Origin of the sequence: Streptomyces sp. NPDC005533 (genome assembly GCF_042871845.1) — a bacterium.
GTDB lineage: Bacteria > Actinomycetota > Actinomycetes > Streptomycetales > Streptomycetaceae > Streptomyces.
Genome location: NZ_JBIAJH010000017.1, coordinates 22,103 through 46,799 on the forward strand (window position 1 = coordinate 22,103; position 24,697 = coordinate 46,799).

A 24,697-nucleotide genomic window follows, 5' to 3' on the forward strand; every position below is an offset into this window, starting at 1 on the left:
TGGATGCGCCCGCTCGCCGCCCACGCCGAACGCCCCTGCACCCTCGTGGTCTGCCGCGGCTGCTGCTGCGGCGACCCCCGCAAGAACCCCGGCTCCGACCACGCGGGCCAACTGGCCCGGCTGCGCGAGGCCGCGGCCGCCTCCGGAGGCCGCCTGGCCGTCCGTACGAGCGAGTGCCTCGGCCCGTGCGCCCAGGCCAACGTGATCGTGGTGCAGCCCACCACCGAGGCCCGCCGCCGCGGTGCCCGCGCGGCCTGGTTCGGCTGGGCCCTGGACGACACCGCGACCGACGAGATCATCGCCTGGGCCGAATCCGGCGGCCCTGGCACCACCCCCGTCCCCCCCACCCTGGACCTCCACCGCATCGCCCCCCCGACCCCCAAGCCGGCCGCCGACACCGGGGGCCGCCGCGGCCGCCGGAAGGCTAGAGGGTGATCCGCTCCTCGCCCGCGTAGATGTTCATGTCCGGTCCCCGCAGGAAACCGACCAGCGTCATCCCCGACTCCAGCGCCAGGTCGACCGCCAGCGAGGAGGGCGCGGAGACGGCCGCCAGGACCGGGACGCCCGCCATCACGGCCTTCTGCACGAGCTCGAAGGAGGCCCGGCCCGACACCAGCAGGACCGCGCCCGTCAGCGGGAGCCGGCCGGCCTGGAACGCCCGGCCGACGATCTTGTCGACCGCGTTGTGCCGGCCCACGTCCTCACGCAGGTCCAGCAGCTCGCCGCCCGCCGTGAACAGCCCCGCCGCGTGCAGTCCGCCCGTACGGTCGAAGACCTTCTGGGCCGCGCGCAGCCGGTCCGGGAGCGCGCAGAGCACCTCCGCGGGGACCCGCACCGGATCGGCGGCGATCCCCGGGAACCGGGTCGCCGTACGGACCGCGTCCAGGCTGGCCTTGCCGCACAGGCCGCAGGAGGAGGTCGTGTAGACGTTCCGCTCCAGCGTGATGTCCGGCACCGGGACCCCGGCGGCCAGCTGCACGTTGACCACGTTGTAGGTGTTCGAACCGTCCTCGGTCGCCCCCTCGCAGTACGTGACGGCCTGTACGTCCGACGCGGCCGCGAGCACTCCCTCGCTGACCAGGAAGCCCACCGCGAGCGCGAAGTCGTCGCCCGGCGTACGCATCGTGATGGCCAGCGGCTTGCCGTTCAGACGTATCTCCAGCGGCTCCTCGGCCACCAGCGTGTCCGGGCGGACGCCGGCCCCGCCGTTCCGGATCCGGACGACGCGACGACGTTCGGTGACCCGTCCCATGGTGATCAGCCCTCCCCTTCTGTTTTCTCGCCGGTACCCGACGACCTCATTCTCCCGGTTCCGCTTCCCGCGACGCTCCCGGCAGGTGGATCCTCGGGAAGCTCCAAAATCCGGGGCCGGAATCCTGTCGGGTCACACGCACCCGTACCCACCAGTAGCAGGCAAAGCTGGGTGATCCAGACTTCCGTACAAGGGGGGACCCCGCCCATGACCGGTTCACGCGTGGTGGCGCTAGGGCACTACCAGCCCGCGAAAGTGCTCACCAACGAGGACCTCGCGGCCATGGTGGACACCACCGACGAGTGGATCCGGTCCCGCGTCGGCATCCGCACCCGCCACATGGCGGGCCCGGACGAGCCGGTGGACGAGCTGGCCTACCAGGCGGCGGGCAAGGCGCTGGCCGGCGCCGGTCTGACCCCGGACGACATCGACCTCGTCCTGGTCGCCACCTCCACCGCGATCGACCGTTCGCCCAACATGGCCGCGCGCGTCGCCGCCAAGCTGGGCATGGGCGGCGGCCCCGCCGTGATGGACATCAACGTCGTCTGCTCGGGCTTCACCCACGCCCTGGCCACCGCCGACCACGCCATCCGCGCCGGCTCCGCCACCCGCGCCCTGGTCATCGGCGCGGACAAGATGACCGAGATCACCGACTGGAACGACCGCACCACCTGCGTGCTCACCGGCGACGGCGCCGGCGCGGCCGTCGTCGAGGCCTGCGAGGAGCCCGGCATCGGCCCGGTGCTGTGGGGTTCGGTCCCGGAGATGGGCAACGCGGTCCGGATCGAGGGCTCGCCGCCGGTCTTCGCCCAGGAGGGCCAGTCCGTCTACCGCTGGACCACCAGCCAGCTCCCGCCGCTCGCCCGCAAGGTGTGCGAGAAGGCCGGCATCACCCCCGAGGACCTGGCCGCGGTCGTCCTGCACCAGGCGAACCTGCGGATCATCGAGCCGCTCGCCGCCAAGATCGGCGCCGTCAACGCCGTCGTCGCCCGCGACGTCGTCGACTCCGGCAACACCTCGGCCGCCAGCATCCCCATGGCCCTGTCCAAGCTGGTCCAGCGCGGCGAGATCCCCTCCGGCGCCCCGGTCCTGCTGTTCGGCTTCGGCGGCAACCTCTCCTACGCGGGCCAGGTCATCAGCTGCCCGTAGGCGTCGCCGTGCAGCCGGGGGTCCAGCGCACCTCGGCTCCCAGCGTCCCCAGCAGCACGACGACGAGCGCCACCAGCTGCCACAGCCCGGAGGCGCCCGTGCCGACCGGGACCGTCGCCAGGACGAGCACCAGCGCCGCCGCCCGGAACCGGGCCGGGCCGATCCCGAGTACGGCCCGGAAGGCCAGGTCCCCGGCGAGGTAGACGGCGACCCCGCCCGCGAGGGCGAGCGCCGGGCCGGTGTGCAGGTGCTCGCCCAGGTGCCCGATGGTCTTCTTGACGCCGGCCGCGAAGGCGGCGATCCCGAGCAGCATGGGCAGGAAGGCGTAGTAGTACGCGAGCATCGCCAGCTTGAAACGGTTCTCCGGCGGCGTCTCGGCGAAGACCTCCTCGGCCCGGCCCTCGTCGCGTACGAAGTACATCCACCACAGCGCCGACGCGACGGCGAGCGCGAGGAAGGCGCCCCCGGCGATCCCCACGGACAGCGGCAGCGAGCCGGTCCCGATGCCGATCGCGATGACGGACTCGCCGAAGACGATGATCAGCAGCAGCCCGTGCCGCTCCACGAGGTGCCCGGAGCTCATGCCGCCGAGCTGGTCGCTGACGGTCGTCACCGCGGTCACCGCCTCGGCGGGCTCCGCCCCGCTCGCCGCCACCCGCTGCACCAGCTGCGGCACGGCGAACTGGATCAGCAGGGCGAGCAGCCACAGCCCCCAGGCGGGCGGCCCGTCGAAGAAGCCGGCGGCCAGCACCGACAGCGCGCACAGCAGGTTGGGGAGCGCGAACCAGAGCACCCCGGACCCGTGCGCCTGCGTGTAGAGGGCGCTGTGCACGAGGACGACGAAGACGTACCCCAGGCCGAAGGCGATCCCACCGGCGCCGAACGCGGTGGGCACGGCCAGCGCGCACACCAGGAACGCCCCCATGGCCAGCATGAGCAGGACCCGCCGGACGGTCCGGTCCGGCGGCACCTGGTTCGTCAGGTGCGCGTAGCCCCCGTACATCCAGAACAGCACGGTGAAGATCAGCACCACCTGTCCCGCTCCCCGCGGGGTCAGGTCGTCCGCCAGCAGCACCGTCAACTGCGTGATGGTGAAGACGAAGACGAGGTCGAAGAACAGCTCCAGCGTGCTGACGCGGTGCTCGGTTTCCATGCGCGGCTCCCCCCGGATGTGTGCGCAGCCATCCGACCGCCCGGCCTCCCGCATGTCCAGCCGGTATCACCATCCGGAAGTTCCGGGGCCCCCTCGCCCACCCCCGCCCGCCCCGGCGAGACACCCCGTCTCGGTACGGCCGTCGGTGCATGCCCGCAGGTCAGACCGGCGTGGCGGACGTCCACCGCTCGGATATGTGGTCGGAAGCCCGCCGATCCTTTGCTATTGTTGTCCATGTCGCCGCGGGAAACCGGGGCCGACCACCTGGTCCGGGTGGCGGAATGGCAGACGCGCTAGCTTGAGGTGCTAGTGCCCTTTATCGGGCGTGGGGGTTCAAGTCCCCCCTCGGACACCGGAAAGAACCCCACACATCGTGTGGGGTTCTTCTTTTTTGTCGTTCACGCGTTGTGCCGTCCACGCGTTGTGCCGTTCACGTGCTCAGGACCACCAGGCCCGTCGGGGTGGTCAGGCTGCCCGGGGTGACCGACGTGAAGGTGTGGGGCAGGGACAGGCGGGGCTGGGCGCCGGCCGGGGCGGCGTCGAAGAGGTAGGCCGCCCCCGCCGTGGTGTCGCTGACCAGGTGGGGGCCGCCCGGGGTGGCCGTGGCTCCGGTGAGCGGGGTGCGGAAGAGCCGGCGCAGGTGGCGGAGGGTCTCCGGGGTGACCGGGGCCCGCATCGGCACGGGCCGAGCCGGGGGCTCCGTGACGGGGGCGTCCGCGCCGGCCGGGGCGGCGGCCGCGCCGTCCGGGGGGATCGCGCCGGTCAGGAGCAGCGCCAGGAGGACCGGTACGGCCTTGCGGCGCAGGGCCGCGGTGGCCTCGGGCAGTCGGTGGGCATGGATCGCGGGCAGGGAGAGCGCGAGGCTCCCGGCCGCGTCGCCGGTGGCGATCGGGACCGCCGAGCAGACGACTCCGGGGGAGTACTCGAGCAGGTCGAAGACGGGCGCGCCCGGAGCGACCGCGTCCAGCGCGCTGAACAGCACCCTGCTGTCGGTGATCGTCCGCGGGGTGAGCCGGGCGGTCCGGTGCCGGGCCACGTGATCGGCGCGGCGGTCGTGGTCGAGCTGGGTCAGCAGGCACTTGCCGACCGCGCTGGCGTGCGCGGCCGCCCGGAAGTCGACCCACTCCCGCACCGGTGGGGTCGCGGGCCCGTCCGCCATCTGCGTGATCCGGACCTCGCCCTCGGCGTACCGGCTCAGGTACACCGCGGCGCCCGCGCTGTCCCGGGCCAGGGCCAGGGTGCGCTGGAGCTGGCCGGCCAGGCCGTGGCCGCCGGGGGCGGCCAGCCGGTCCAGGGCGGGCCCGCGCGCGTACACCCCCGCGCCCGGGCGGTACGCGTACTCCTCCTCGCACAGCATCGACAGGAGCGGGCGCAGCTCCCCCTCGGAGAGGCCCGCCGCCCGTGCCAGCCGGGCGGCCCGCACCCCGAGCGGGTGCCGTTCCAGGACGCGTACGACGGCCAGGGCACGGCGGGCCTCCGCCAGGGCCTCGCTCGTCCCGCCCTGGACGACGGTCCCGCGGGCCGCCGCCGTCAGTGCGGGGTGGCGCAGCGGTCCGGCGGCCGGCCGGGCCGTGGCCACCGGCGCCGGAACGGTCGCCGTCGCCGCCACCGAGACGGGCGGCGCCTGGAACGCGGCCAGCACCCCGGACAGCCCGGGCCGCGGCAGCGGCACCGGGCCCAGGTCGGGGTCCTCGAACTGGTCGACGTAGCGCAGCACGGCCGCCTGCGCGCACAGTCGGACCTCCCGCAGGTCCCGCCGCCCGCCCGGCCGGAAGCCGCGGCGGCCCAGCTCGCGCGCCCAGTGCCGGGCGTCGTGGTGTTCACCGCGCCGGGAGTGGTCGAGGAAGAGGCAGTACGCGGCGGCGGCGGTCGGCGGGCTGCCGGAACCGGCCGCGAACTGCCACCAGAAGCGGGAGCCTTCGCGCAGCCCGGCGAGGTGCAGCAGGCAGCCGAAGACGACCGCGCCGGCCAGGTCGGTGCGCCCGCCGGTGCCGAACGTGTCGAGGTGCGCCCCGGCCTTCGGTGCGCACACCGAGGCCAGGCAGACGGCCTTGAGGTCGCGCCGGGCCCGTTCGGCTTCGAGCGGGCAGTCCCGGGCCGGGTCGCTCCAGCCGTAGGCGGACCGGCGTCGGGCCCGGTGGCCGGGGACCGGCCCGTGCGGCGTGGGGCGCAGCAGCCGGGCCTCGGCCGCGCCGAGGTCGTAGTACCGGTAGCGGTCGCGCACGGCGGCCCTGGCGAGGAACTCGGCGAGCGAGCGGGGGGGTCCGTCGCCGTCCCGCCGCTCCTGGGGTTCGTACCGCTTCATGAGCCGGCGGATTCGGCTGGTTCGTCGGACGTGTCGAGGAGGCGCGCGAGCCGCCGGTGGGCCTGGCCGAGGTAGGAGCGGACCGTGGCCTCGTCGACGCCCATCACGGCGGCGGCCTCACCGGGGGTGCACTGGAGCCCGTACCGCAGGAGCACGGCGTCGCGCTGGCGCTCGGCGAGCCGGGAGACGGCGGAGTAGAAGCGGATGGTGTCGGTCAGTACCTCGTACTGGTCGGCGTGGGCCTCCTTGAGGGCGGCCTCGAAGGCGCTGATGACCATCGGCTCGGGCTGCTGCTGCCAGGGGTGGCGCCGGCCCTGCCGGTCGACCAGGCAGTGCTTGAGCACGGTCCACGCGTAGGCGTCGAGGCGGTCCATGTGGAGCATCCGGAGCCATTCGCCCATGATCGAGTCGAAGGTGGCGTCCACCGCCTCCTCCGCCGCCGCGTCGGACCCCAGGTGCAGGTACGCGAAGCGCATGTACGCGGGCCGCCGATTGGCGTGGAAGGCCCAGTACGACAGGCGCGCCGTCGGCTGCCACTGGCTCATGGGAGTCGGCCGCCGACGCCGGCTCGGTAGTCCCACGGCCCCACCGGACTCCTCCGGTCCGCCATCGTTCACCGCTCCACCTCATCCCCTGTGCGCAGAACAGGAAAGCAGCGCGGGCGCACTCGGAGGGCGCAGAGAAGAAACCTGGAAGCATTGCGTCGGTGATGATCGACCTGTGATCGATGTCGATCGCACGGGGCTTCAGCCAGCGCATATGCATATGCCTGCTGCCGGTGCCGCCGGACCACCGTCCGACGGCCGGCGGTCGGGCGGCGGGCGGCGGGCGGTCCGCCTGTACCATGGGCCCGATCGCGAGGGCCGTGACGGAGAGGTCACTGCCCTCGCTTTTGCGTTATGTCCCCAAGAACAAATGCGGCGCGTGGCCTTTCGGCGGTTCGATACGATGAACCGCACTCACAGTCCGTCACGTCACGTGGTACCGCACAGAGGAAATGGAGCATCCGAGGATGGCTCGACACCTGATCACCAGCGCGCTTCCGTACATCAACGGGATCAAGCACCTGGGCAACATGGTCGGGTCGATGCTTCCGGCGGATGTGTACTCCCGGTACCTCCGCCAGCGCGGCCACGACGTCCTCTACATCTGCGCCACCGACGAGCACGGCACCCCCGCCGAACTCGCCGCCAAGGAGGCCGGCATCTCGGTCGCCGAGTTCTGCGCGCAGGCCCACGACGCCCAGAAGGCGGTCTACGACGGCTTCGAGCTGTCCTTCGACTACTTCGGCCGCAGCTCCTCCGCGCAGAACCGCGAGATCACCCAGCACTTCGCGCGCCGGCTCCAGGAGAACGGCTTCATCGAGGAGCGCGCGATCCGGCAGGTCTACTCGCCGGTCGACGGCCGCTTCCTGCCGGACCGCTACGTCGAGGGCACCTGCCCGCACTGCGGCTACGACAAGGCCCGCGGCGACCAGTGCGAGAACTGCACCCGCGTCCTGGACCCCACGGACCTGATCGAGCCCCGCTCGGCCATCTCCGGCTCCACCGAGCTGGAGGTCCGCGAGACCAAGCACCTCTTCCTCCTGCAGTCCAAGCTCCAGCACGAGGTCGAGGCCTGGGTCTCCGAGCACGAGGAGGAGTGGCCGCAGCTCGCCTCCTCCATCGCCCGCAAGTGGCTGACCGAGGGCCTGCACGACCGCGCCATCACCCGCGACCTCGACTGGGGCGTCCCGGTCCCGGCCGACACCTGGCCCGAGCTCGCCGCCGAGGGCAAGGTCTTCTACGTCTGGTTCGACGCCCCGATCGAGTACATCGGCTCCACCAAGGAGTGGTCGGACCTGGACCCGGCGAACCGCGACTACAAGTCGTGGTGGTACGAGGCCGAGGACGTCCGCTACACGCAGTTCATGGCCAAGGACAACGTCCCGTTCCACACGGTGATGTTCCCCGCCACCGAGCTGGCGACCCGCGAGCCGTGGAAGAAGGTCGACTACGTCAAGGCCTTCAACTGGCTGACGTACTACGGCGGCAAGTTCTCCACGTCGCAGAAGCGCGGCGTCTTCACCGACCAGGCGCTGGAGACCCTCCCGGCCGACTTCTGGCGCTACTTCCTCATCGCCAACGCGCCCGAGTCCGACGACTCGTCGTTCACGTGGGAGCACTTCGCCGCCACGGTCAACAAGGACCTCGGCGGCACCCTCGGCAACTTCGTGAACCGCGTACTGACCTTCTCCCGGAAGAAGTTCGGCGACGAGGTCCCCGCCGGCAGCCCCGCCGGCGATGTCGAGGCCAAGCTGGGCGAGCAGATCGCCGAGCTGCTGGCCGAGTACGAGGGCCACATGGACTCCCTCCAGTACCGCAAGGCGGCGGCCGCGCTGCGCGCCCTGTGGTCGGCCGGCAACGCGTACCTCGACGAGAAGGCCCCCTGGCTGGAGGTCAAGACCGACCTCGACGGTGCGGCGCTCACCCTGCGCACCGCGATGAACCTCATCCACCTCTACTCGGTGGTCTCCGAGCCGTTCATCCCGGCCTCGGCGCGCGTCATGCGCTCCTCCTTCGACCTCGCCGACGACACGGCCGCGTGGATCACCCCCGAGCAGGCCAAGGCCCTGGACGCGGTCCCCGCCGGTACGCCGTTCACCGTGCCGCCGGTGCTCTTCGCGCGGGTCACCGAGGAGGACCTGGAGTCCTACCGCGAGCGCTTCGGCGGTTCCCCGGAGGCCTGAGCCTTCGAGTGACCACCACGCGTCAGGGGGCGCGACCTTTCGGGGTCGCGCCCCCGACACGTGCCCGCGAGGCGGCGGCCGCCCGGGCATTTTGCCTGACGGCCCCCGCACATTGGATAGTTGCACTATCCTTCCGTCCGTGGATCAGCTGATCGCCGAAGACCCGACCCGTATGGGACCGTACCGCTTGATCGCCCGGCTGGGCGCGGGCGGCATGGGCCTGGTCTACCTGGGCCGCTCCGAGGGCGGCCGTACCGTAGCCGTGAAGGTGGTCCAGGCCGAGTTCGCCGGGAACCCCGAATTCCGCAGGCGGTTCGCCCGCGAGGTGGCCGCCGCGCGCCGGGTGGGCGGCAGCTGGACGGCGGCGGTGCTCGACGCCGACACCGAGGCCCCCGTGCCCTGGGTGGCGACCCAGTACATCCCGGGGCCCGACCTGCAGGCCGTGGTGGCCCGGCAGTTCGGGCCGCTGCCCGAGGACTCGGTGCGGACCCTCGCCAACCGGCTCGCGCTCGCGCTGCGGGCCGTGCACGACGCCGGCCTGATCCACCGCGACCTCAAGCCGTCCAACGTGCTGGTCACCGTCGACGGGCCCCGCGTCATCGACTTCGGCATCGCGCGGGCGATGGACAGCCTGACCGGGGACAGCCTGCTCACCCGGACCGGGATGCTGATCGGCTCACCCGGGTTCATGTCCCCGGAGCAGGTGCGCGGACTCGAACTGACCCCCGCCAGCGACGTCTTCTGCCTCGGCGCGGTCCTCGTGTACGCCGCCACGGGGCGCATGCTCTTCGGCGCCAGGGACACCGGTCTGAACGCCCACCTCTTCCGGATCGCCGAGGAGGAGGCCGACCTGACCGGCGTACCGGAGTCGCTGGTCGACCTCGTCGGCGCGTGCCTGCACAAGGACCCGGCCCGGCGGCCCACCCCCGACGAGGTGGCGGCGCGCACGGCGGCGGACGCACCCGGGGAATGGCTCCCGGGAGCGGTACTGGCCCAACTGGGGCGACATGCCGCGCGGCTGCTGGACTACGCCCCGGCGTCGCCTCCCGGAGTCGGAGGCGGCGCCGGAGTCGGAGTCGGAGTCGGAGGCGGCGAGGACCCGTCCGGTATGCCCGCCGCGGCGCCGGATCCCCGGCTCGTACCGGCGCAGTCCCGGCAGGAGCCCTCCCCGTACGGGTCACCGCCCGCGTACGCCCCCACGCCCCCCGGCCACTTCGGCCCCGCGGACGGCTTCGGCCCGGCCCCGGTCCCCGTCCCCGGCGACCCGTCCGCCCCCGCGCCCCCGCACCCCCGGCGGTGGTGGGGCCTCGCGGTCCTCGCCCTGACCCAGCTGCTGGTGCTGGTCGACGCGGCGCAGTTCAACCTGCTGGGGCCGCAGCTGCACGCCGGTTTCGGCGTCAGCGGCGACGGCATCGGCCCGGCCTTCAGCGCCTACCTGGTCGCCCTCGGCGGACTGCTGCTGGTCGGCGGGCACCTCGCCGACCTGCTCGGTGCCCGGCGGATGCTGGTGGCCGGCCTGACCGGGTTCGCGGTGGCCGCGGTGCTCGGCGGCGCGGCCGACGGCTCCGGGCTGATGATCACCTCCCGCGCCCTGCAGGGCGCCTGCGCCGCCCTGCTCGTCCCGGCAGCCCTGTCCCTGGTGACCACCGGTTTCACCGACCCCCGGGAACGCGGCCGGGCCTTCGGGATCTACGTCGGGGTCACCGCGGGCGGCAGCGCGCTCGGCCTGTTCACCGGCGGGTGGCTCGCCGAGATCCTCGCGTGGCGCTGGGCCCTGTGGTCGGTCGTCCCGCTCGCCGTGCTCGCCCTGATCGGCGCGCGAACCCTGCTGCCGGACCGCCCGGACCGCCCGGGCCGTACCGGCGCCCGGTTCGACGCACCCGGGGTGCTCCTCGGCTCGGCGGGACTCGCGGCCCTGACCTACGGCCTCGTCGAGGTCGAGACGGGCGGCTGGGCCGTCCCCCTGACCCCGTTGCTGCTCGTGGGCGGCGCGGCGCTGCTCGCCGCCTTCCTGTGGTGGGAGACCCGGACGTCCGACCCGCTGCTCCCGGCGTACGTCCTCGCCGACCGGAGCCGCCTCGCCGCCCTCCTGGCCGTCCTGTTCACCGGCGCCGCCACGGTCGCCCTCCTCTCCGCCCTGGCGTTCTTCGCCCAGCAGATCCGGGGCGAGGGACCGGCCGCGTCCGGGACGGCCCAGCTGCCCCTGGTCGCCGCCGCGCTCGTGACCGCCACCCAGGTCTCCGGCCGGCTGCTGCCCCGTCTCGCACCCCGCGTGCTGGTGCTGCCCGGCCTGCTGTTCACGGCCCTCGGGCTGGCCCTGCTGGCCGGTGTGGGGGGCGCGGCCACCTACGTGACAGGGGTGCTGCCCGGCATGCTGCTCACGGGCGTCGGTCTGGGCCTGGCCCTCGTCCCGCTCTCCTCCCTCGCGACCGCCGGGCTGACCCCGCGGCACGCCGGCGGGGCCTCGGCGGCCCTCGGCGTGGCCCACCACCTGGGGCAGTCGATCGGCGGGGCCGTGCTCGGCACCGTCCTCATGAGCCACCTCGACGGGGTCTCGGACGACACCGACCTGTTCGCCCGGATGCTGGACTCCTACACGACCACCCTGTGGTGCGCGGTCGGCGGCCTCCTCCTCGCGGCCCTGCCGGCCGCCCTGCTCATCAGGACCGGAACCCCGCGGCGGCCCCAGGCACACTGATCACGAGCGCCGTCGGACCCGTCACCCCGTCACCCCGTCACCCCGTCACATCACCGCGCCCAGCGTCAGGAAGCCGCAGACCAGCACCGCGAGGATGGCCAGCAGGGGCCAGACGAAGCGCAGGTACTTGTCGTAGCCGACCTTGGCCAGGGCCACGCCGCCGACCACCACGGCCGTCGTGGGGACCCACAGGTTCATCCAACCGCTCGCCGACTGCCAGGCCGTGACGGCCAGGGCGCGGGAGACCCCCGCGAAGTCGGCGAGCGGGGCCAGGATGGGCATCGCGAGGGTGGCGTGGCCGGAGGTGGAGGGGATCAGGAACGCCAGCGGGAGGTTGACCAGAAAGACCAGCACGGCGAAGGCCGCGGACGAGGTGCCCTCGACCACGCCCTCGATGGAGTGCAGCACGGTGTCGGTGATCATGGAGTTGTTCATGATGACCGTGACCCCGCGGGCCAGCATGATGACCAGGGCCGGGGAGATGAAGTCGGCGGCGCCCCGGATGATCGTGGCACTGAGCTTCGCCTCTCCCATCCGCGCCACCAGGCCCACCAGCACCGCCGCGCAGAGGAACAGCGCCGAGAGCTCCGGGAAGGACCACTGCAGTTCCCAGGAGTACGGGCCCGCCTCGGCCTCGCCGGTGAGCGCGCCGGACCAGGGCACCACAGAGAAGATCATGAAGGAGAAGACGAGGACGACGAGCACCAGCACCGTCCTGTGCAGGCGGGTCAGTTCCGGCTCCTCCTGGTCGGCTCCCGTCGCCCTCTGCTCGCGGTCGCCGGGCAGGAAGCCGCACACGGACGTGGCCGGGTCCTTCTGCACGCGCCTCGCGTACCGGACGACGTAGAGGATGGTCACGGCCGTCAGCACCACCCACATCGCGAAGCGCAGCGCGATGCCGTCGCCCAGCGAGATCTCGGCGGCCGAGGAGGCCACCCCGGTCGCGAACGGGTTCACGGTGGAGCACAGGACGCCGATGCCCGCCCCGAGGACGGCCGTGCCGACGGCGACGAGCCGGTCGTAGCCGAGGGCGAGCATCATCGGGACCAGCAGACCGTAGAAGCCGAGGGTCTCCTCAGCGAAGCCCTCCACCGTGCCGAGGACCGAGAACACCAGCATGACGGCGGCGATCAGCAGCGCCCCGCGGTCGCGCAGGCGGTGGGCGAGGAGGGCGATGCCGCGGTCGAGGGCGCCGGTGGCGAAGACGACCGTGATGAACGCGCCGATGGCGAGGACGAAGAGGAAGACGCCCGCGCTGCCGTACAGATCGCCGCTGAAGCCGGGGCCGACCTCGCCGGTCCGCTCGTCCCGGATGCCGTAGAGGCCGTTCACGGGGGAGAGGAACAGGTCGTTCAGGCGCTCGGTGAAGCTCTGGGTGTCGGGGACCCGGTGGTAGGTCCCCGAGAGGGGGACGCCGCTGTCGTTGCGCTCGTACCGGCCCGCTGGGACGAGGAAGGCCAGCAGCCAGACCGCCACCGTGACCACGGCCAGGATCGTCAGTGCGCTCGGGAAGGTGAACGTGCGGGCCGCAGGCTCCTCTTCCGGCGCCGGGGCCGGGGCGCCGGGTCCGGGGGGTGCGGTGGTCACCGGGCGCTCCCGGCGTCGGCCCGGCGCTCCAGGCTGCTCGGGCTGTCCGGTTCCATCCGCCACCATCCCTGTGAGGGGTCGCCTCCCCCGAGCATGGGGCGCGGGCGGGGCGGGTGCCGTGATGGACTGCGCCGGGTGAGTGAACCGGCCGGCCCCCCGGCCCCCGGTCCGCCGGTCCGCCGCTCAGCCGGTCCGTACGAAGGTCCGCACCGCCGTGTCGAAGTAGCCGCGGGCCTCACCGGAACGCCCGACCGGCGCAGAGACCCACACGTCGTACAGCCGGCCGCCCTCCTCCCAGCACAGGTCGCGGGTGTGCCGGGGGCCTTCGGCCGCCGAGAAGCCGTCCCAGGTGAACAGCCAGAGGGCGGCCTCGTGGCCGTCGTGCGTGCTCGCCACGACCTCCGCGTCCCGGTAGCCGGGGTTGTTCGACGGCCCCTTGGCGTGGGCCCGTTGGTGCACGGCGAGCGGTCCGCCCGATTCGGGTTCGGCCACCTTGACGCCGATGCGGAAGGTCTCGTCGGGGGACATGTAGAAGATCCGCGAGCCCTCGACCTTGCGCGTGAAGCCGAGGGGGACGGCGAGCGAGAAGCCCGCCGGATCCTCGACCACGCGGTAGCCGGCGGGGGCGGCCTTGTCGTCGGAGGCGGGGGGAACCGGCCGCGGCGCCGCCGGACTCGCCGTCCCGGTCCGCCCGCCGGGGCCGCCGGGGGAAGCCGTGGGAGTGGGGGGTGCGGGCGTGGCGGGTCCGGGAGGCGCGGAGGCGACCGCGTCCGCGGCCGTGCTGCGGCCGCCCGCGCCCCCGCTCGTGGACGCCTGCCGCGGACGATCGTCGTCGTTCATCATCAGGGCGGCGGCCGATACGCCCGCGCCGGCGATCGCGGCCACCAGCAGGCCGGCGATCAGCGCGGCCGCCGGCCTGCGCCTCGTGGCGGAGGGGACGGCCGGGGCCGCGGCGGCCGGGGTGGTGACGGGCGCCGTCGCCGGCACGGACGGGGGCACCGGCGTCGGCGCCGACGCCGCCGCGGGCACCGGTACGGGCGGTGGTGTCGGGGCGGGTACCGGTGCGGCGGGCCGGGCCGCGTCCTGCGTCGGCGGGTGCTCGGGGGCGGCCGCCGCGTACGCCCGCAGCAGCCGCTCCGCCTGCTCCGCCCCCAGCCGCTCCGCGGGATCGCGCTCCAGCAGCCCCCGCACCACCGGCAGCAGCGGTCCGCACGCGGCGGGCGGCCGGATCTCGGCGTAGACCACCGCGTGCAGCACCCCGCCGAGCGAGTCCCGCCGGAACGGTGAGGCGCCGCTCACGGCCGCGCACAGCAGGGCGCCCAGCGACCACAGGTCGGACTCGGGCCCCACCGGCGTCTGCGCGGACATCCGTTCGGGCGCGGTGTACTCGGGGGAGCCGACGAAGGCCCCCGTCGAGGTCAGCGTCGTCGCGCCCGCGACCTGCGCGATCCCGAAGTCCGTGAGGACGGGCCGCCCTCCCGGCGCCTCCAGCAGGACGTTCGCCGGCTTGATGTCCCGGTGCAGCACACCCGCGGCGTGCGCCGCGCGCAGGGCGCCGAGCAGGGCGATCCCGATCCGGGCGCCCTCCGCCGGGTCCACCGGGCCGGTACGGGACAGCCGGTCGGCGAGGGAGCCGCCCTCGACCAGCTCCATGACGATGTACGGGCGTTCGTCGTCCTCGACGATGTCGTGCACCACGATGATGTGCGGGTGCTTGAGCTGCGCGGCCGCGCGCGCCTCGCGGAGCGTGCGCTCGCGCTGGAGCAGGGCCTCGCCCTCGGACAGCGCGGGATCGAGGGCGACCTCCTTGACGGCGACGTTCCGGCCGAGCAGCTGGTCGGTGGCGCGCCACACGACGCCCATGCCACCGCGGCCGAGCTTGGCGTCCAGCCGGTAACGCCCGGCGATGATTCGGGCGTTCTCCCCCTGGGTTGCCATGGCGCCATCATGCCGCATCTGCGGTGCGGGGCGGTGCGGGGCCGGGGCGGACGCACGCACGCCTGGGCGCACGACGGGGTGACGTGATCCCCGCGTCCGGGTTCCCGTTCCGTCCGCGGCGTGTCGATCCGGGGCCTTGATCGTTTCTTCAGCGGTGACCATGCATCGGCCGCGGAACTTCGGGAGGACGCGCGTGACCGCTTGGCAGTACTTCGCCGGGGCGGGGCTGGTGGCGGCGCTCTGCCCGCTGCACGGCCACGTGGCGGTCGCGGGTGACGGCCACGGCCGCGGCGCCCGCGTCGACCTGTGCGTGCCGATGAAGGGGCCGCAGCCGAAGGGTCCCCTCGTCCAGCCTCCCGGGCGGCCCCCGGTGCGGGCGGCCGTGCCCGGCGCCGACCGGCCGACCGTCCACCACCAGGGGCGGACGCCCGTGCCGGCCGCCGCCCCGGAGCGGCCCGGACGGCCCGCACTGCCGGAGCCGGCCGGGCCGCCGGACGCGCCCGATCCGGTGGGGCCTTCCGCGGCGGCGGCGGCCGGGGAAGCGGAGCCGCCGGGGCCCGCGCCGGAGCCTGCCGAGGAGACCGCGACGGCGCCCGCCGCCGCCCCCGCTCCGCCCCGGCCCAGGGCGGCCCTCGCCCGCGTGAGCGCCTTCCACGTGCGTCCGTACCGCGCGGTGGCGCTGGAGCGGCGCGGCCCGAACGGCATGTCGACCGTGATGCTCATGGTCGTCGTCACCACCCCGGCCGTGCTCGCCGCGGCCGCCCTGCGTCCGCGTTCCAAGAGCCGCGGCTGATCCCGCCGCGTCCCGCACACCCGACCCACCCGACTCAGCCGACTCTGCCCACCTCACCCACCCCACCCACACCGGGAGAATCCACGTGTCCGAATGGCTGGTCCTGGCCATTGCCATGGCGCTCGTCTGCGCCGTCGTCCTCGCCATCACCACGATCCGGCACCGCCGGGCCGCGGACGACGAGGACACCAGCGAAACCCCCGACGTCATCGAGTACATGACGATGATGGTGGGCGTGGTCTACGCGATCGTGCTGGGCCTGGCCATCGCGGGCGTCTGGGAGGCGCGCGGCGCCGCGGAGGACAGCGTGCGCCGCGAGGCCCAGGCGCTGTACGAGGTCACCCAGCGCGCCGACGTCTACCCGGCCGCCGTCCGCGACCGGATCCGCGGCGAGGTGGACGCGTACGTCACCCACACCGTCGCCGTGGACTGGCCGCGGCTGACCTCCGGGGAGGGCGCCTCGGCCGAGGGCGCCCGGCTGCTGGGCACGTTGCGCAGCGACGTCACCCACCAGAGCCCGGCGACCGAGCTACAGGCGCAGGCCTACCAGCCGCTCCTGGACCACATCGCGGCCGCCGACGACGCCCGCCACTCGCGGACCCAGAGCGCCGAGTCCACGCTGCCGAGCGTGGTGTGGTTCGGGCTGCTCGTCGGCGGGGTGGTCACGGTCGGACTGATCTTCACCCTGCAGATCCGCCGGTCCGGGCGGGAGTTGCTGCTCGCCGGGCTGTTCAGCGCGCTGATCGTGTTCCTGCTCTTCATGGTGTGGAGCTTCGACGCGCCCTACGGGCGAGAGGGGATCGACTCGGCGGGGCCGTTCCAGGACCTGTTCCCGAAGACGGCGGTGACCGCCGCCCGTTGAACCCGCGGGGGCCGCGTCACACCGCCACCTGCTGACGGACCGCCTGCACCACCGGTGAGTTCCGCAGGGCGTGGGAGATCCTCAGCAGGTCGCGGGGTACGTCGGGGGTGTCGAGCGGGGTCTCCTCGTCCTCGCCGATGATCTTGCCCTCCGGGTCGGCGGAGCGGGCCCGTACGGCGGCCGCGACCATGGCGGCGTCGGCGACCGCGCGGGCGGTCTCCTCGTCGGCCCCGGTGGCGACGGCGCTCTCGTAGGCGTCGTCGCGCAGGCCCTTGTCGAAGTAGGGGCCCAGGTGCAGGAAGCCGTCGTGGATGTCCGACTCCCGCTGGATCACCCGCAGCTCGGCCGCCGACCACCAGGCCATCCGCACGGAGGGCGTGCCGCTGGGCGCGGAGATCTGCACCTCCTGCCACAGCGCGCCGAGCCGGCGGTACGTCGCCCAGGTCTGCCAGTGGTCCGACAGCCGCTGGCAGACGAGGGGCACCACGAAGCCCATCGCGCTGATCAGCGCGCCCAGGGCGGCGAGCGGCGGGGCGACGTAGGTGCTCAGGTCGTCGAGGTCGTGGCCCAGCCAGCGGGCGACCACCGCGGAGATCTTGGTGGCGTCGTAGGTGAGGTTGAAGATGTAGCCGGACACGATGATCATCAGGCCGACCCGCAGCCAGCCGCGCACCTGCAACGACCAGCGCCAGCACAGGACCACCATCACCACCGCGGCCACGTGGTGGGCCAGCAGGTAGAGGGCGATCATCATCCCGATGTACGGGGTGTTCGCGTAGAAGGTGTCGAAGTCGCGCAGCCGCTCCACCGGGGTGTCGCCGAGGGCGAACAGCACGATCAGGGCGGCGACGACGAGGCTGTAGCCCTTGATCCAGCGGCGCGAGACGCGGCGGGTCTGTTCGGGCGGTCCGCCGCGCCAGTTGACCATCAGGACCAGGCAGGAGGCGCTGAAGGCGGTGATCAGGCAGTACACCAGGGGGGCCGAGACGTTGACGATCCCGGTCCAGCGGTTGACCGCCGCGATGGTGGGCGGGGCGGCGAAGAAGAACACCGCACCCGCCAGGGTCAGCAGGGCGACGACCGAGCGCAGGAGCGGGTCACGCCAGTTGTGCCGCAGGGCCGGCAGCTTGAACGCGAGTGAGATCGCCATCGCGGCCGCGGGTATGTAGTAGTCCTCGCCGTTCAACGGTCGTTCCTGTGCCCCCGGTAGCCCAGCGATGCCTCGATGCGGCCCGCCAGTTGGTCGCGCTGGACCGGAGCCCGGTGGCCGGCCGATCCGGCCAGCCAGTTCCGGCACCGACTTCCCAGCAGTAAGCCGAAGGTCTCGGCCTCGGTCTCCTCCTGTACGTCGGCGCGCGTGCGCGCCGCGACACGGCGGACGGTCTCGCCGATGTCGGCCTCGTCGGACAGCAGCCGCGCGGCGACGGCGGCCCCGTCGACGTGGTGGCTGCAGTGGCCGGCCTTCATGTGCCACAGCTCGTGCCCCAGGATGACCAGCTGGTGGTCGGGCGCGGTGCGTTCCTCGATGACCACGAGGTCGCGGTCCGCCATGTCGAGCCACAGCCCGCTGGCCGTCCGCGGGGGGAACGATGCCATCCGGAAGTCCACCCGGCGGCCGCGGTGTCTGCTCATGCCCTCGCAGAGGGCAGCGTAGAGTTCCACGGGTTCCGCGGGAGCGGTCAGCCGGATGCCGGCCACCAGCTCCCCGCACAACCGCCGCTGCTCTCTGCCTATGCTCACCGTTCTCCCCGTCGGCGCGGATCCGGATCAGGACTCAAGGATCAGACCCAGACTTTCGACTGGGTCAGGATTCGTTCGGTTTGACGCTTTCGAGGAGCATGTCCAGCCATTCGGTCACCTTGTCCCGGTGCTTGTCGCTGGGCAGTTGGGCGGCGCGCCAGGCGATGCCCCGTACACCGTGGTTCTGGAGGAGTCTTGCCAGCGGATCGCCCGCCGATGCGGCCGCGGCCGGTACGGTTTCCCGCGCGCGCCCCGCGAAGTCCTGCAACAGCTGTTGCTCGGTCCGCTGGAGCGCGTCGGTGAGGGCGTCGGAGTCGTGTGCCGTGAGGAACCCGGCGTGCACCCCGAAGAAGCGCTGGATCGCGTCGCAGTGCTCCATGGTGGGGCGGCGGTCGCCGTTGATCAGCGCCCCGGCCTGCTGCCGCGACATGCCGGCGCCGTCCGCGATCTCCTGCTGCGTGTAGCGGCGGCCGTTCGGTTTGACGCGCGTGCGCCGCAGCAGGTCGAGCCGCTGGAGGAACCGGGTCTGCAGATCGGGTTCGCCGGCCGGCCTGCCGTCGAGGAGGGTCCTGACCACGTCCGTGGGCACGCCGGAGGCCTCCGAGAGCCGGCGCAGGTCGAAGACCTGGTTCAGGTCGCGGCCCATCTTGCCCGCGAGTTCGGCGACACGCGTGATGGTGGCTGCCAGGGGTGCGTTGGCCACCGCGACGGGAGCCGGGAAGCCGTCTGTCACCAGTGGTTCTCCTAGATCGCGCGAAGTCGGTACGGCACATGGTCGGCTTCTGGAATCTAGCCGCTCTCGCCCGTAAGGGCTAGAACGTGCCACAGCTGTGGCGGGAATGAGCTGTCAAGAGGCTGGAATTGCCACAATAGTTGACACTCGAATGAAGTCGGTAGCAGGATCGCCACACGGAAATGAAGATCCAGACCGGAGGAGGGGGAGCTCTCGGTGCCACATCTCGCAGCGGTGGGCCCGTCCGATGGCCTCGCCCGAGCCGGTGAGGAGCGCCTGGCGGGCGAGGAGTCCGCACGAGGCGTCGTGCGGTCGGAGCGACGCAAGGAGATTTTGCGCCAGCGCCGCGAGGAGCTGGGGCTGAGCCAGGAGGACCTCGCCGCCCGGCTGCGCATCAGCGTGCGCGCGTACGGAAACTGGGAACGCGGCCTCGTCAAGGAGTGGACGGACCGCAAACTGCTCGCCCTGGCCGAGGCCTTGGAGATGAGCGAGCGGCAGTGCTTCTGGCTGTTCCGCGTCATGGTCGACCGCGACCCGCCGCCCACGTGGCGGGCGGCCGAGGAGAACCGGCTGCCCGAGGACCCGGCGCAGCGCGACTACCTCTGCGACTACGCGGCCCTCATGGAGTCGGTGCCCTACCCGAGCTTCCTCGTGGACCACCGGTGGGACGTCGCGCTCACCAACTCCGCCTTCGACCAGCTCTTCCAGTCCGTACGACCGCACCCGACGGCCCTGCCGGACGACAACTTCCTGCGCTTCGTGCTGTTCCACCCGGACGCGGCGGGCGTACTGGAGGACCACGAACCGGCCTGGTGCGTCCCGCTGCTGGCCCAGTTCGCGGCCGCGCTGGCCGTGGCTCCCGAGGACGAGGGGCTGCGCAGCATCCGCCAGGAGGTGGCCCGTGACCCGTTCATGGAGGCCGCCTACCGGTACGGGGTGCCGCACTGGCTGAGCATGCGCGGGGCCGAGGCCGCCGAGATGGACGGGGCGGTGCGCACGGTGCGCCACCCCGACCCGCGGTGGGGGCTGGTGCGCTGCCGGATGGTGGCCGAGAACAGCCGGATGCTGGACGAGATGGGGCTGACGCGGATCACCCTGATCCTGTCGCTGCCGCAGGGCGCCCCGGTGGGTCCCCTCCCGGGCGGTGGCGCGGTCGCGCACCAGCAGGGCGCCAGGCTGCGCGCCGTGCCGTCGCTGGAGGAGTGACCGGCCGGGGCAGACTGGTGCCGACGGGCGCGCGCAGCGGGTTCCGTGCCCCCGATCGTGTCACCGATCGTGGCACGGGAGCCGCCGGAGCCGCCGCGGGCACGCTCGTGGTGCGGAGTTCCGCCACGGGAGCTGCCACGGCCACCGGCACCCGCGGTGGCCTCAGCACCGGCACGGGCCGGCACGGGCGAAGGGCGGTAGGGACGTGCGGCTGACGATCCTCGGCGGAGGCGGCTTCCGGGTGCCGCTCGTCTACGGAGCACTGCTCGGCGACCACGCCGAGGGCCGGGTGTCCCATGTGACGCTGTACGACGAGGACCGGGCGCGGCTCACCGCCATGGCCCGCGTCCTGCGCGACCAGGCCGAGGCCGCCGGCGTGCCCGACGCCCCGGCCGTCGCGGCCACCGGGGACCTCGACGAGGCCTTGCGCGGGGCGGACTTCGTCTTCTCGGCCATCCGTGTCGGCGGCCTGGAAGGCCGCGCCGCGGACGAGCGGATCGCCCTCGCCGAGGGGGTGCTGGGCCAGGAGACGGTGGGCGCGGGCGGGATCGCGTACGGACTGCGGACCGTGCCGGTGGCCCGCGCGCTCGCGCGCCGGATCGCCCGCGTCGCCCCCGAGGCCTGGGTCATCAACTTCACCAACCCGGCCGGGCTGGTCACCGAGGCCATGGCCGAGGAGCTCGGCGAGCGGGTGATCGGCATCTGCGATTCCCCCGTGGGACTCGGTCGGCGCATCGCCCGGCTGCTCGGGGCCCGGCCGGAGGAGGCCTGGATCGACTACGTCGGCCTCAACCACCTGGGCTGGGTGCGCGGGCTGCGCATCGGCGGCCGCGACGAACTGCCCCGGCTGCTGGCCGACACCAAGGCCCTGGAGTCCTTCGAGGAGGGCCGGCTCTTCGGCGCCGAGTGGCTGCGCTCCCTCGGGGCGATCCCCAACGAGTACCTGCACTACTACTACTTCAACCGTGACACCGTACGGGCCTACCAGGAGGCCGCGCAGACCCGCGGGGCCTTCCTGCGCGACCAGCAGCGCGGCTTCTACGCCGAGGCCGGCCGGGACGGGCAGCCGGCCGGGGCGGCGCTGGCCGCCTGGGACCGGACCCGGGCCGAGCGCGAGGCCACGTACATGGCCGAGAACCGCGAGGCGGCCGGCGTCGGCGAGCGCGACGAGAGCGACCTGGAGTCCGGCGGGTACGAGAAGGTCGCGCTCGCGCTGATGCGGGCCATCGCCCGGGACGAGCGGGCCACCCTGATCCTGAACGTCCGCAACGGCTCGACGCTGTCGGTCCTGGACGCCGCGGCGGTCGTCGAGGTGCCCTGCCTGGTCGACGCGAACGGCGCCCACCCGGTCGCCGTCGCACCGCTGCCGCTGCACGCGGTGGGGCTCGTGACGTCCGTCAAGGCCGTCGAACGGGAGGTCCTGGCGGCCGCGGCGAGCGCCTCCCGGGCGGCCGCGGTCAAGGCCTTCGCGCTGCACCCGCTGGTGGACTCCGTGGCCGTGGCGCGACGGCTGCTCGACGGGTACGCGGCGGAGCACCCGGGGCTGGCGTACCTGCGCTGAACCGGCGGCGCCGACGTGGGCGCCCCGGCGTGGCTACGCCTGGGTGGCTGCGCCGGAGGCCCGTGCGCCGCGGGCCGTCGGTCCCCCGTACGGCGCAGTGCCGCATGCGGCGGGGCGGGTGCGCTGTGAGAGTGCGAGGGTGACCACTGCTCCTGCCGTAGAAGCCGCGCCACCCGTGCTCGACCGGCGGCAGCGCAACATCATCTTCGGCACGATCATGCTGGGAGTGCTGCTCGCGGCGCTCGACCAGACGATCGTCGGCACCGCCCTGCCCACGATCGTGGGGGACCTCGGCGGCGGGGACCACATGTCGTGGGTGGTGACCTCCTACCTGCTCGCCGAGACCGTGTCGACCGTACTGGTGGGCAAGTTCGGCGACCTGTACGGCCGAAAGCTCATCTTCCAGATCTCCGCGATCGTCTTCATCAGCGGCTCCTTCCTGTGCGGCCTGTCCGCCAACATGACCTTCCTGATCGTGTGGCGCGGCGTCCAGGGCGTCGGAGCCGGTGGTTTGATGGTCACCGCCATGGCGCTGATCGCCGACGTGGTGCCGCTGCGCGAACGCGGCAAGTACCAGGGCATGATCGGCGCGGTCTTCGGCGTCGCCACCGTGATCGGACCGCTGCTCGGGGGGTTCTTCACCGACCAGCTGAGCTGGCGGTGGTGCTTCTACGTCAACGTCCCGATCGCCATCCTCGTGGTCATCGCGGCCGCCAGGACGATCCCGGTGGTGAAGGCCTCGGGGAAGGCGGTCATCGACTACCTGGGCATCGCCCTGGTCGCGGTCGGCGCGAGCGCGCTGATCCTGGCCACCAGCTGGGGCGGCAACGAGTACGCCTGGACCTCGCCGACGATCATCGGCCTGTTCGCGCTCGGCGTCGTCGCGCTGGCCCTGTTCTGCTTCGTCGAGACGCGGGCCGCGGAACCGATGCTGCCGATGCGGCTCTTCGGCAATCCGGTCTTCGCCGTGTGCTCCGTACTGAGCTTCGTCGTCGGGTTCGCGATGCTCGGCGCGTTGACCTTCCTGCCGACCTACCTCCAGTACGTCGACGGGGACTCGGCCACCATCTCGGGCGTCCGGACCCTCCCCATGGTCTTCGGACTGCTGATCGCCTCCGTCTTCAGCGGCAACGTCACCAGCAGGACCGGCCGGTACCGGATCTTCCCCATCGTCGGCAACGCGGTCACGGGCGTCGGCCTGTACCTGCTGTCGCTGATGCGACCAGGGACCAGCACCCTGCTGGAATCCCTGTACATGTTCGTGCTCGGCACGGGCATCGGCCTGTCCATGCAGGTCCTGACGATCGCCGTGCAGAACACCGTCGACTACGCCGACCTGGGCACCGCCACCTCCGGGGTCACCTTCTTCCGTACGCTCGGCAGCGCCTTCGGCACGGCGGTCTTCGGGACGATCTACGCGAACCACCTCGGCCCGGAACTGAAGGCGGGGATCGTGGAGGCGGGGCGCATCACCGGGCAGGACCCGGCACGGCTGGCCGAGGCCGCGTCGACCCCCGAAGGGGTGCACCGGCTCAGTCCACAGGCCGCAGCTCCGATCATCGACGCGTACGCGGAGGCCCTGCACACGGTGTTCCTCTGGACCGTGCCGGTGGCGGTCTTCGGGTTCGTCGCCGGGCTCTTCCTCAAGCAGGTCAAGCTGCGCGACAGCGCCCGGGCCGGCTCCACGGACATGGGCGACGGATTCGGCTCCCCGGCCACGGCCAGCGGCAATTCGGCCAAGCTGCTGGAGCTGGCGGTCGGCAAACTCGTACGGAACATGGGAGCCGACACGGCGCGCGCGATCGTCGGGGCCAGCGACACCCGGCTGGACATCGCGGGCGCCTGGACGGTGATGCAGGTGGAGCTGATGACCCGGACGGTCGGCACCGCCAGCATCGGGCTGATCGCGGCCCGCCGGTCGGTGCCGCCGGAGGTGCTCCTCCCGGTCTTCGACCGGATGACGGAGGAGGGCTACCTCAGCCGCGAGGGCAGCTTCTTCTCCCTCACCCGGGCCGGGCAGCGGGAGGCCGCGGTCATCTCGGCGGCGTGGGCCGAGTGGCTCGGCGACCAGCTGGAGAAGGACAAGGGGCGGCCGCGGAGCGCCGAACTGCGGGTGGCGGCCGACGCGATCGCGAAGCGGCTGCTGGCCGAGGACCTGGGCGAGGGGAACTTCGCGCCGAAGGTGGTGGTGCGGACGTAGCGGGCGAGAGCGGGGGCGGGGGGCACCGGCGCCGGGCGGACTGCTGCCGGAATCGGAACTTCCGCCGACGGTCGGACGTCCTCCCCGACGACACCTGTGGAGTACGGCGGACGGGGGAAGCGGACATGCGCATCACACTGGCCGAGGAGATCGTGCTGCTGTCCCTGGACGACGACTCCGGAGAGACGCGCCGGCGCCAGGCGGCGGGCTGGGCCGCCGCGGCCGCGATCCTGCTCGAACTGGTCATGGCCGAGCGGGTGTCGGTGGCCGACAAGTACCTGGAGCTGCACGACACCACGTCCACCGGGGACGCACTGCTCGACGGCCGGATCCGGTTGATGGAGACCTGGCTGCGCGGACGCGCCAAGCGCCGGGTGACGGACTGGCTGACCAGGGACCAGACCAAGGCGGTCGGCGCCGTGCTGGAGCGCCTGGTCGAGCGCGGTCTGGTGACGGTGGAAGAGCACAAGGTGCTCGGGATGTTCCCGCAGAAGCGCTACCCCGAGACCGACGGCGCCGCCGAGCGCGCACTGCGGGAGCGGCTGCGCGCCGTCGTCATCGACGGCGCCGAGCCGGACGAGCCCACGGCCGGCCTCATCGCGCTGATCCACTCGACGGGCCTGCACCGGCTGGCCTTCCCGGACCGGCGCCGCGCCGAGGTGGCCCCGAGGACGGCGGAGATAGCCGCCGGTGAATGGGCGGCCGAGAGCGTCCGGGCGGCCATCCGCGACGTACAGGCCGCGATGGTGGCCGTGACGGCCGTGACGGTGGCGACGACCTTCACGGCGTGAG

At 73.2% G+C, this 24,697-nt stretch carries 18 protein-coding genes, 1 tRNA gene and 1 pseudogene; 11 read left to right on the forward strand and 9 right to left on the reverse strand.

From position 1 onward, the window contains the following. Positions 1-3 precede the first annotated feature (3 nt). Complete coding sequence (locus tag ACFYP3_RS18815; RefSeq protein WP_388833792.1) at positions 4-435, forward strand: (2Fe-2S) ferredoxin domain-containing protein; 432 nt, start codon at positions 4-6, stop codon at positions 433-435. Here ACFYP3_RS18815 and fdhD read toward each other — a convergent pair. Continuing rightward, on the reverse strand, positions 425-1,252 hold the full coding sequence (gene fdhD / locus ACFYP3_RS18820; protein WP_388833467.1) for a formate dehydrogenase accessory sulfurtransferase FdhD: 828 nt from the start codon (positions 1,250-1,252) through the stop codon (positions 425-427). The two genes, ACFYP3_RS18815 and fdhD, sit on opposite strands and share 11 nt — an antisense overlap. 207 nt (positions 1,253-1,459) lie before the next feature. Between fdhD and ACFYP3_RS18825 the strand changes: the two genes are divergently transcribed. Next, positions 1,460-2,401 carry a beta-ketoacyl-ACP synthase III gene (locus ACFYP3_RS18825; protein ID WP_030720623.1) on the forward strand — a complete coding sequence of 314 codons (942 nt, stop codon included), beginning with the start codon at positions 1,460-1,462 and terminating at the stop codon, positions 2,399-2,401. Here the strand turns inward: ACFYP3_RS18825 and ACFYP3_RS18830 are convergent. After that, complete coding sequence (locus ACFYP3_RS18830) at positions 2,388-3,554, reverse strand: low temperature requirement protein A (RefSeq protein WP_388833470.1); 1,167 nt, start codon at positions 3,552-3,554, stop codon at positions 2,388-2,390. The two genes, ACFYP3_RS18825 and ACFYP3_RS18830, sit on opposite strands and share 14 nt — an antisense overlap. Positions 3,555-3,821: 267 nt before the next feature. On the opposite strand from ACFYP3_RS18830, the gene ACFYP3_RS18835 reads away from it, so the two are divergent. After that, a tRNA-Leu gene (locus ACFYP3_RS18835) sits at positions 3,822-3,906 on the forward strand. Positions 3,907-4,317: 411 nt separating this feature from the next. Here ACFYP3_RS18835 and ACFYP3_RS18840 read toward each other — a convergent pair. Both ACFYP3_RS18840 and ACFYP3_RS18845 read right to left on the reverse strand, forming a co-directional pair. Then, positions 4,318-5,037: pseudogene (locus ACFYP3_RS18840) on the reverse strand (IclR family transcriptional regulator C-terminal domain-containing protein); the annotation flags it as partial. Positions 5,038-5,855: 818 nt separating this feature from the next. Continuing rightward, positions 5,856-6,404 carry a sigma factor-like helix-turn-helix DNA-binding protein gene (locus ACFYP3_RS18845; RefSeq protein WP_388833472.1) on the reverse strand — a complete coding sequence of 183 codons (549 nt, stop codon included), beginning with the start codon at positions 6,402-6,404 and terminating at the stop codon, positions 5,856-5,858. Between the two features lie 467 nt (positions 6,405-6,871). On the opposite strand from ACFYP3_RS18845, the gene metG reads away from it, so the two are divergent. Both metG and ACFYP3_RS18855 read left to right on the forward strand, forming a co-directional pair. Continuing rightward, positions 6,872-8,587: a methionine--tRNA ligase gene (metG, locus tag ACFYP3_RS18850; protein WP_388833473.1), complete on the forward strand. Its 1,716-nt coding sequence runs from the start codon at positions 6,872-6,874 to the stop codon at positions 8,585-8,587. Positions 8,588-8,726: 139 nt separating this feature from the next. Then, positions 8,727-11,285, forward strand: coding sequence for an MFS transporter (locus tag ACFYP3_RS18855; RefSeq protein WP_388833476.1), 2,559 nt, complete (start codon positions 8,727-8,729; stop codon positions 11,283-11,285). 45 nt (positions 11,286-11,330) lie between these two features. Here ACFYP3_RS18855 and ACFYP3_RS18860 read toward each other — a convergent pair whose 3' ends face one another. Together ACFYP3_RS18860 and ACFYP3_RS18865 are read right to left on the reverse strand one after the other, a co-directional pair. Further along, complete coding sequence (locus ACFYP3_RS18860; protein ID WP_388833479.1) at positions 11,331-12,872, reverse strand: YfcC family protein; 1,542 nt, start codon at positions 12,870-12,872, stop codon at positions 11,331-11,333. A gap of 183 nt (positions 12,873-13,055) precedes the next feature. After that, positions 13,056-14,810: a serine/threonine-protein kinase gene (locus ACFYP3_RS18865; protein WP_388833482.1), complete on the reverse strand. Its 1,755-nt coding sequence runs from the start codon at positions 14,808-14,810 to the stop codon at positions 13,056-13,058. Between the two features lie 193 nt (positions 14,811-15,003). Here ACFYP3_RS18865 and ACFYP3_RS18870 point away from each other — a divergent pair, with 193 nt between their 5' ends. Both ACFYP3_RS18870 and ACFYP3_RS18875 read left to right on the forward strand, forming a co-directional pair. Then, a complete protein-coding gene (locus ACFYP3_RS18870; protein WP_388833484.1) occupies positions 15,004-15,603 on the forward strand; it encodes a hypothetical protein in 600 nt (199 codons plus the stop codon). 85 nt (positions 15,604-15,688) lie between these two features. Continuing rightward, positions 15,689-16,465 carry a hypothetical protein gene (locus ACFYP3_RS18875; RefSeq protein WP_388833486.1) on the forward strand — a complete coding sequence of 259 codons (777 nt, stop codon included), beginning with the start codon at positions 15,689-15,691 and terminating at the stop codon, positions 16,463-16,465. Between the two features lie 16 nt (positions 16,466-16,481). Here the strand turns inward: ACFYP3_RS18875 and ACFYP3_RS18880 are convergent, their stop codons facing one another. The 3 genes from ACFYP3_RS18880 to ACFYP3_RS18890 form a co-directional block, all read right to left on the reverse strand. Beyond that, entirely contained in the window at positions 16,482-17,651 is a 1,170-nt protein-coding gene (locus tag ACFYP3_RS18880) for an MAB_1171c family putative transporter (protein ID WP_388833487.1), read from the reverse strand. After that, on the reverse strand, positions 17,648-18,205 hold the full coding sequence (locus ACFYP3_RS18885; RefSeq protein WP_351291935.1) for a toxin-antitoxin system, toxin component: 558 nt from the start codon (positions 18,203-18,205) through the stop codon (positions 17,648-17,650). Before ACFYP3_RS18885 ends, ACFYP3_RS18880 begins: the two co-directional genes overlap by 4 nt. 64 nt (positions 18,206-18,269) lie before the next feature. Beyond that, positions 18,270-18,938, reverse strand: a complete 669-nt coding sequence (locus ACFYP3_RS18890; protein ID WP_326587006.1) for a helix-turn-helix transcriptional regulator — start codon at positions 18,936-18,938, stop codon at positions 18,270-18,272. Positions 18,939-19,154: 216 nt separating this feature from the next. Here ACFYP3_RS18890 and ACFYP3_RS18895 point away from each other — a divergent pair, with 216 nt between their 5' ends. The 4 genes from ACFYP3_RS18895 to ACFYP3_RS18910 all read left to right on the forward strand — a co-directional run bounded on the left by ACFYP3_RS18895 (position 19,155) and on the right by ACFYP3_RS18910 (position 24,696). After that, positions 19,155-20,144 (forward strand): helix-turn-helix domain-containing protein, encoded by a 990-nt coding sequence (locus ACFYP3_RS18895; RefSeq protein ID WP_388833491.1) that lies wholly within the window; start codon positions 19,155-19,157, stop codon positions 20,142-20,144. Between the two features lie 205 nt (positions 20,145-20,349). Further along, entirely contained in the window at positions 20,350-21,705 is a 1,356-nt protein-coding gene (locus tag ACFYP3_RS18900) for a 6-phospho-beta-glucosidase (RefSeq protein ID WP_388833494.1), read from the forward strand. A 217-nt stretch (positions 21,706-21,922) separates the two neighbouring features. Continuing rightward, positions 21,923-23,905, forward strand: a complete 1,983-nt coding sequence (locus ACFYP3_RS18905; protein WP_388833795.1) for an MDR family MFS transporter — start codon at positions 21,923-21,925, stop codon at positions 23,903-23,905. A 125-nt stretch (positions 23,906-24,030) separates the two neighbouring features. Further along, the gene (locus tag ACFYP3_RS18910; RefSeq protein ID WP_388833497.1) at positions 24,031-24,696 is read left to right on the forward strand and encodes a GPP34 family phosphoprotein; all 666 of its coding nucleotides are present in this window, start codon (positions 24,031-24,033) and stop codon (positions 24,694-24,696) included. The last annotated feature ends 1 nt before the right edge of the window (position 24,697 follow it).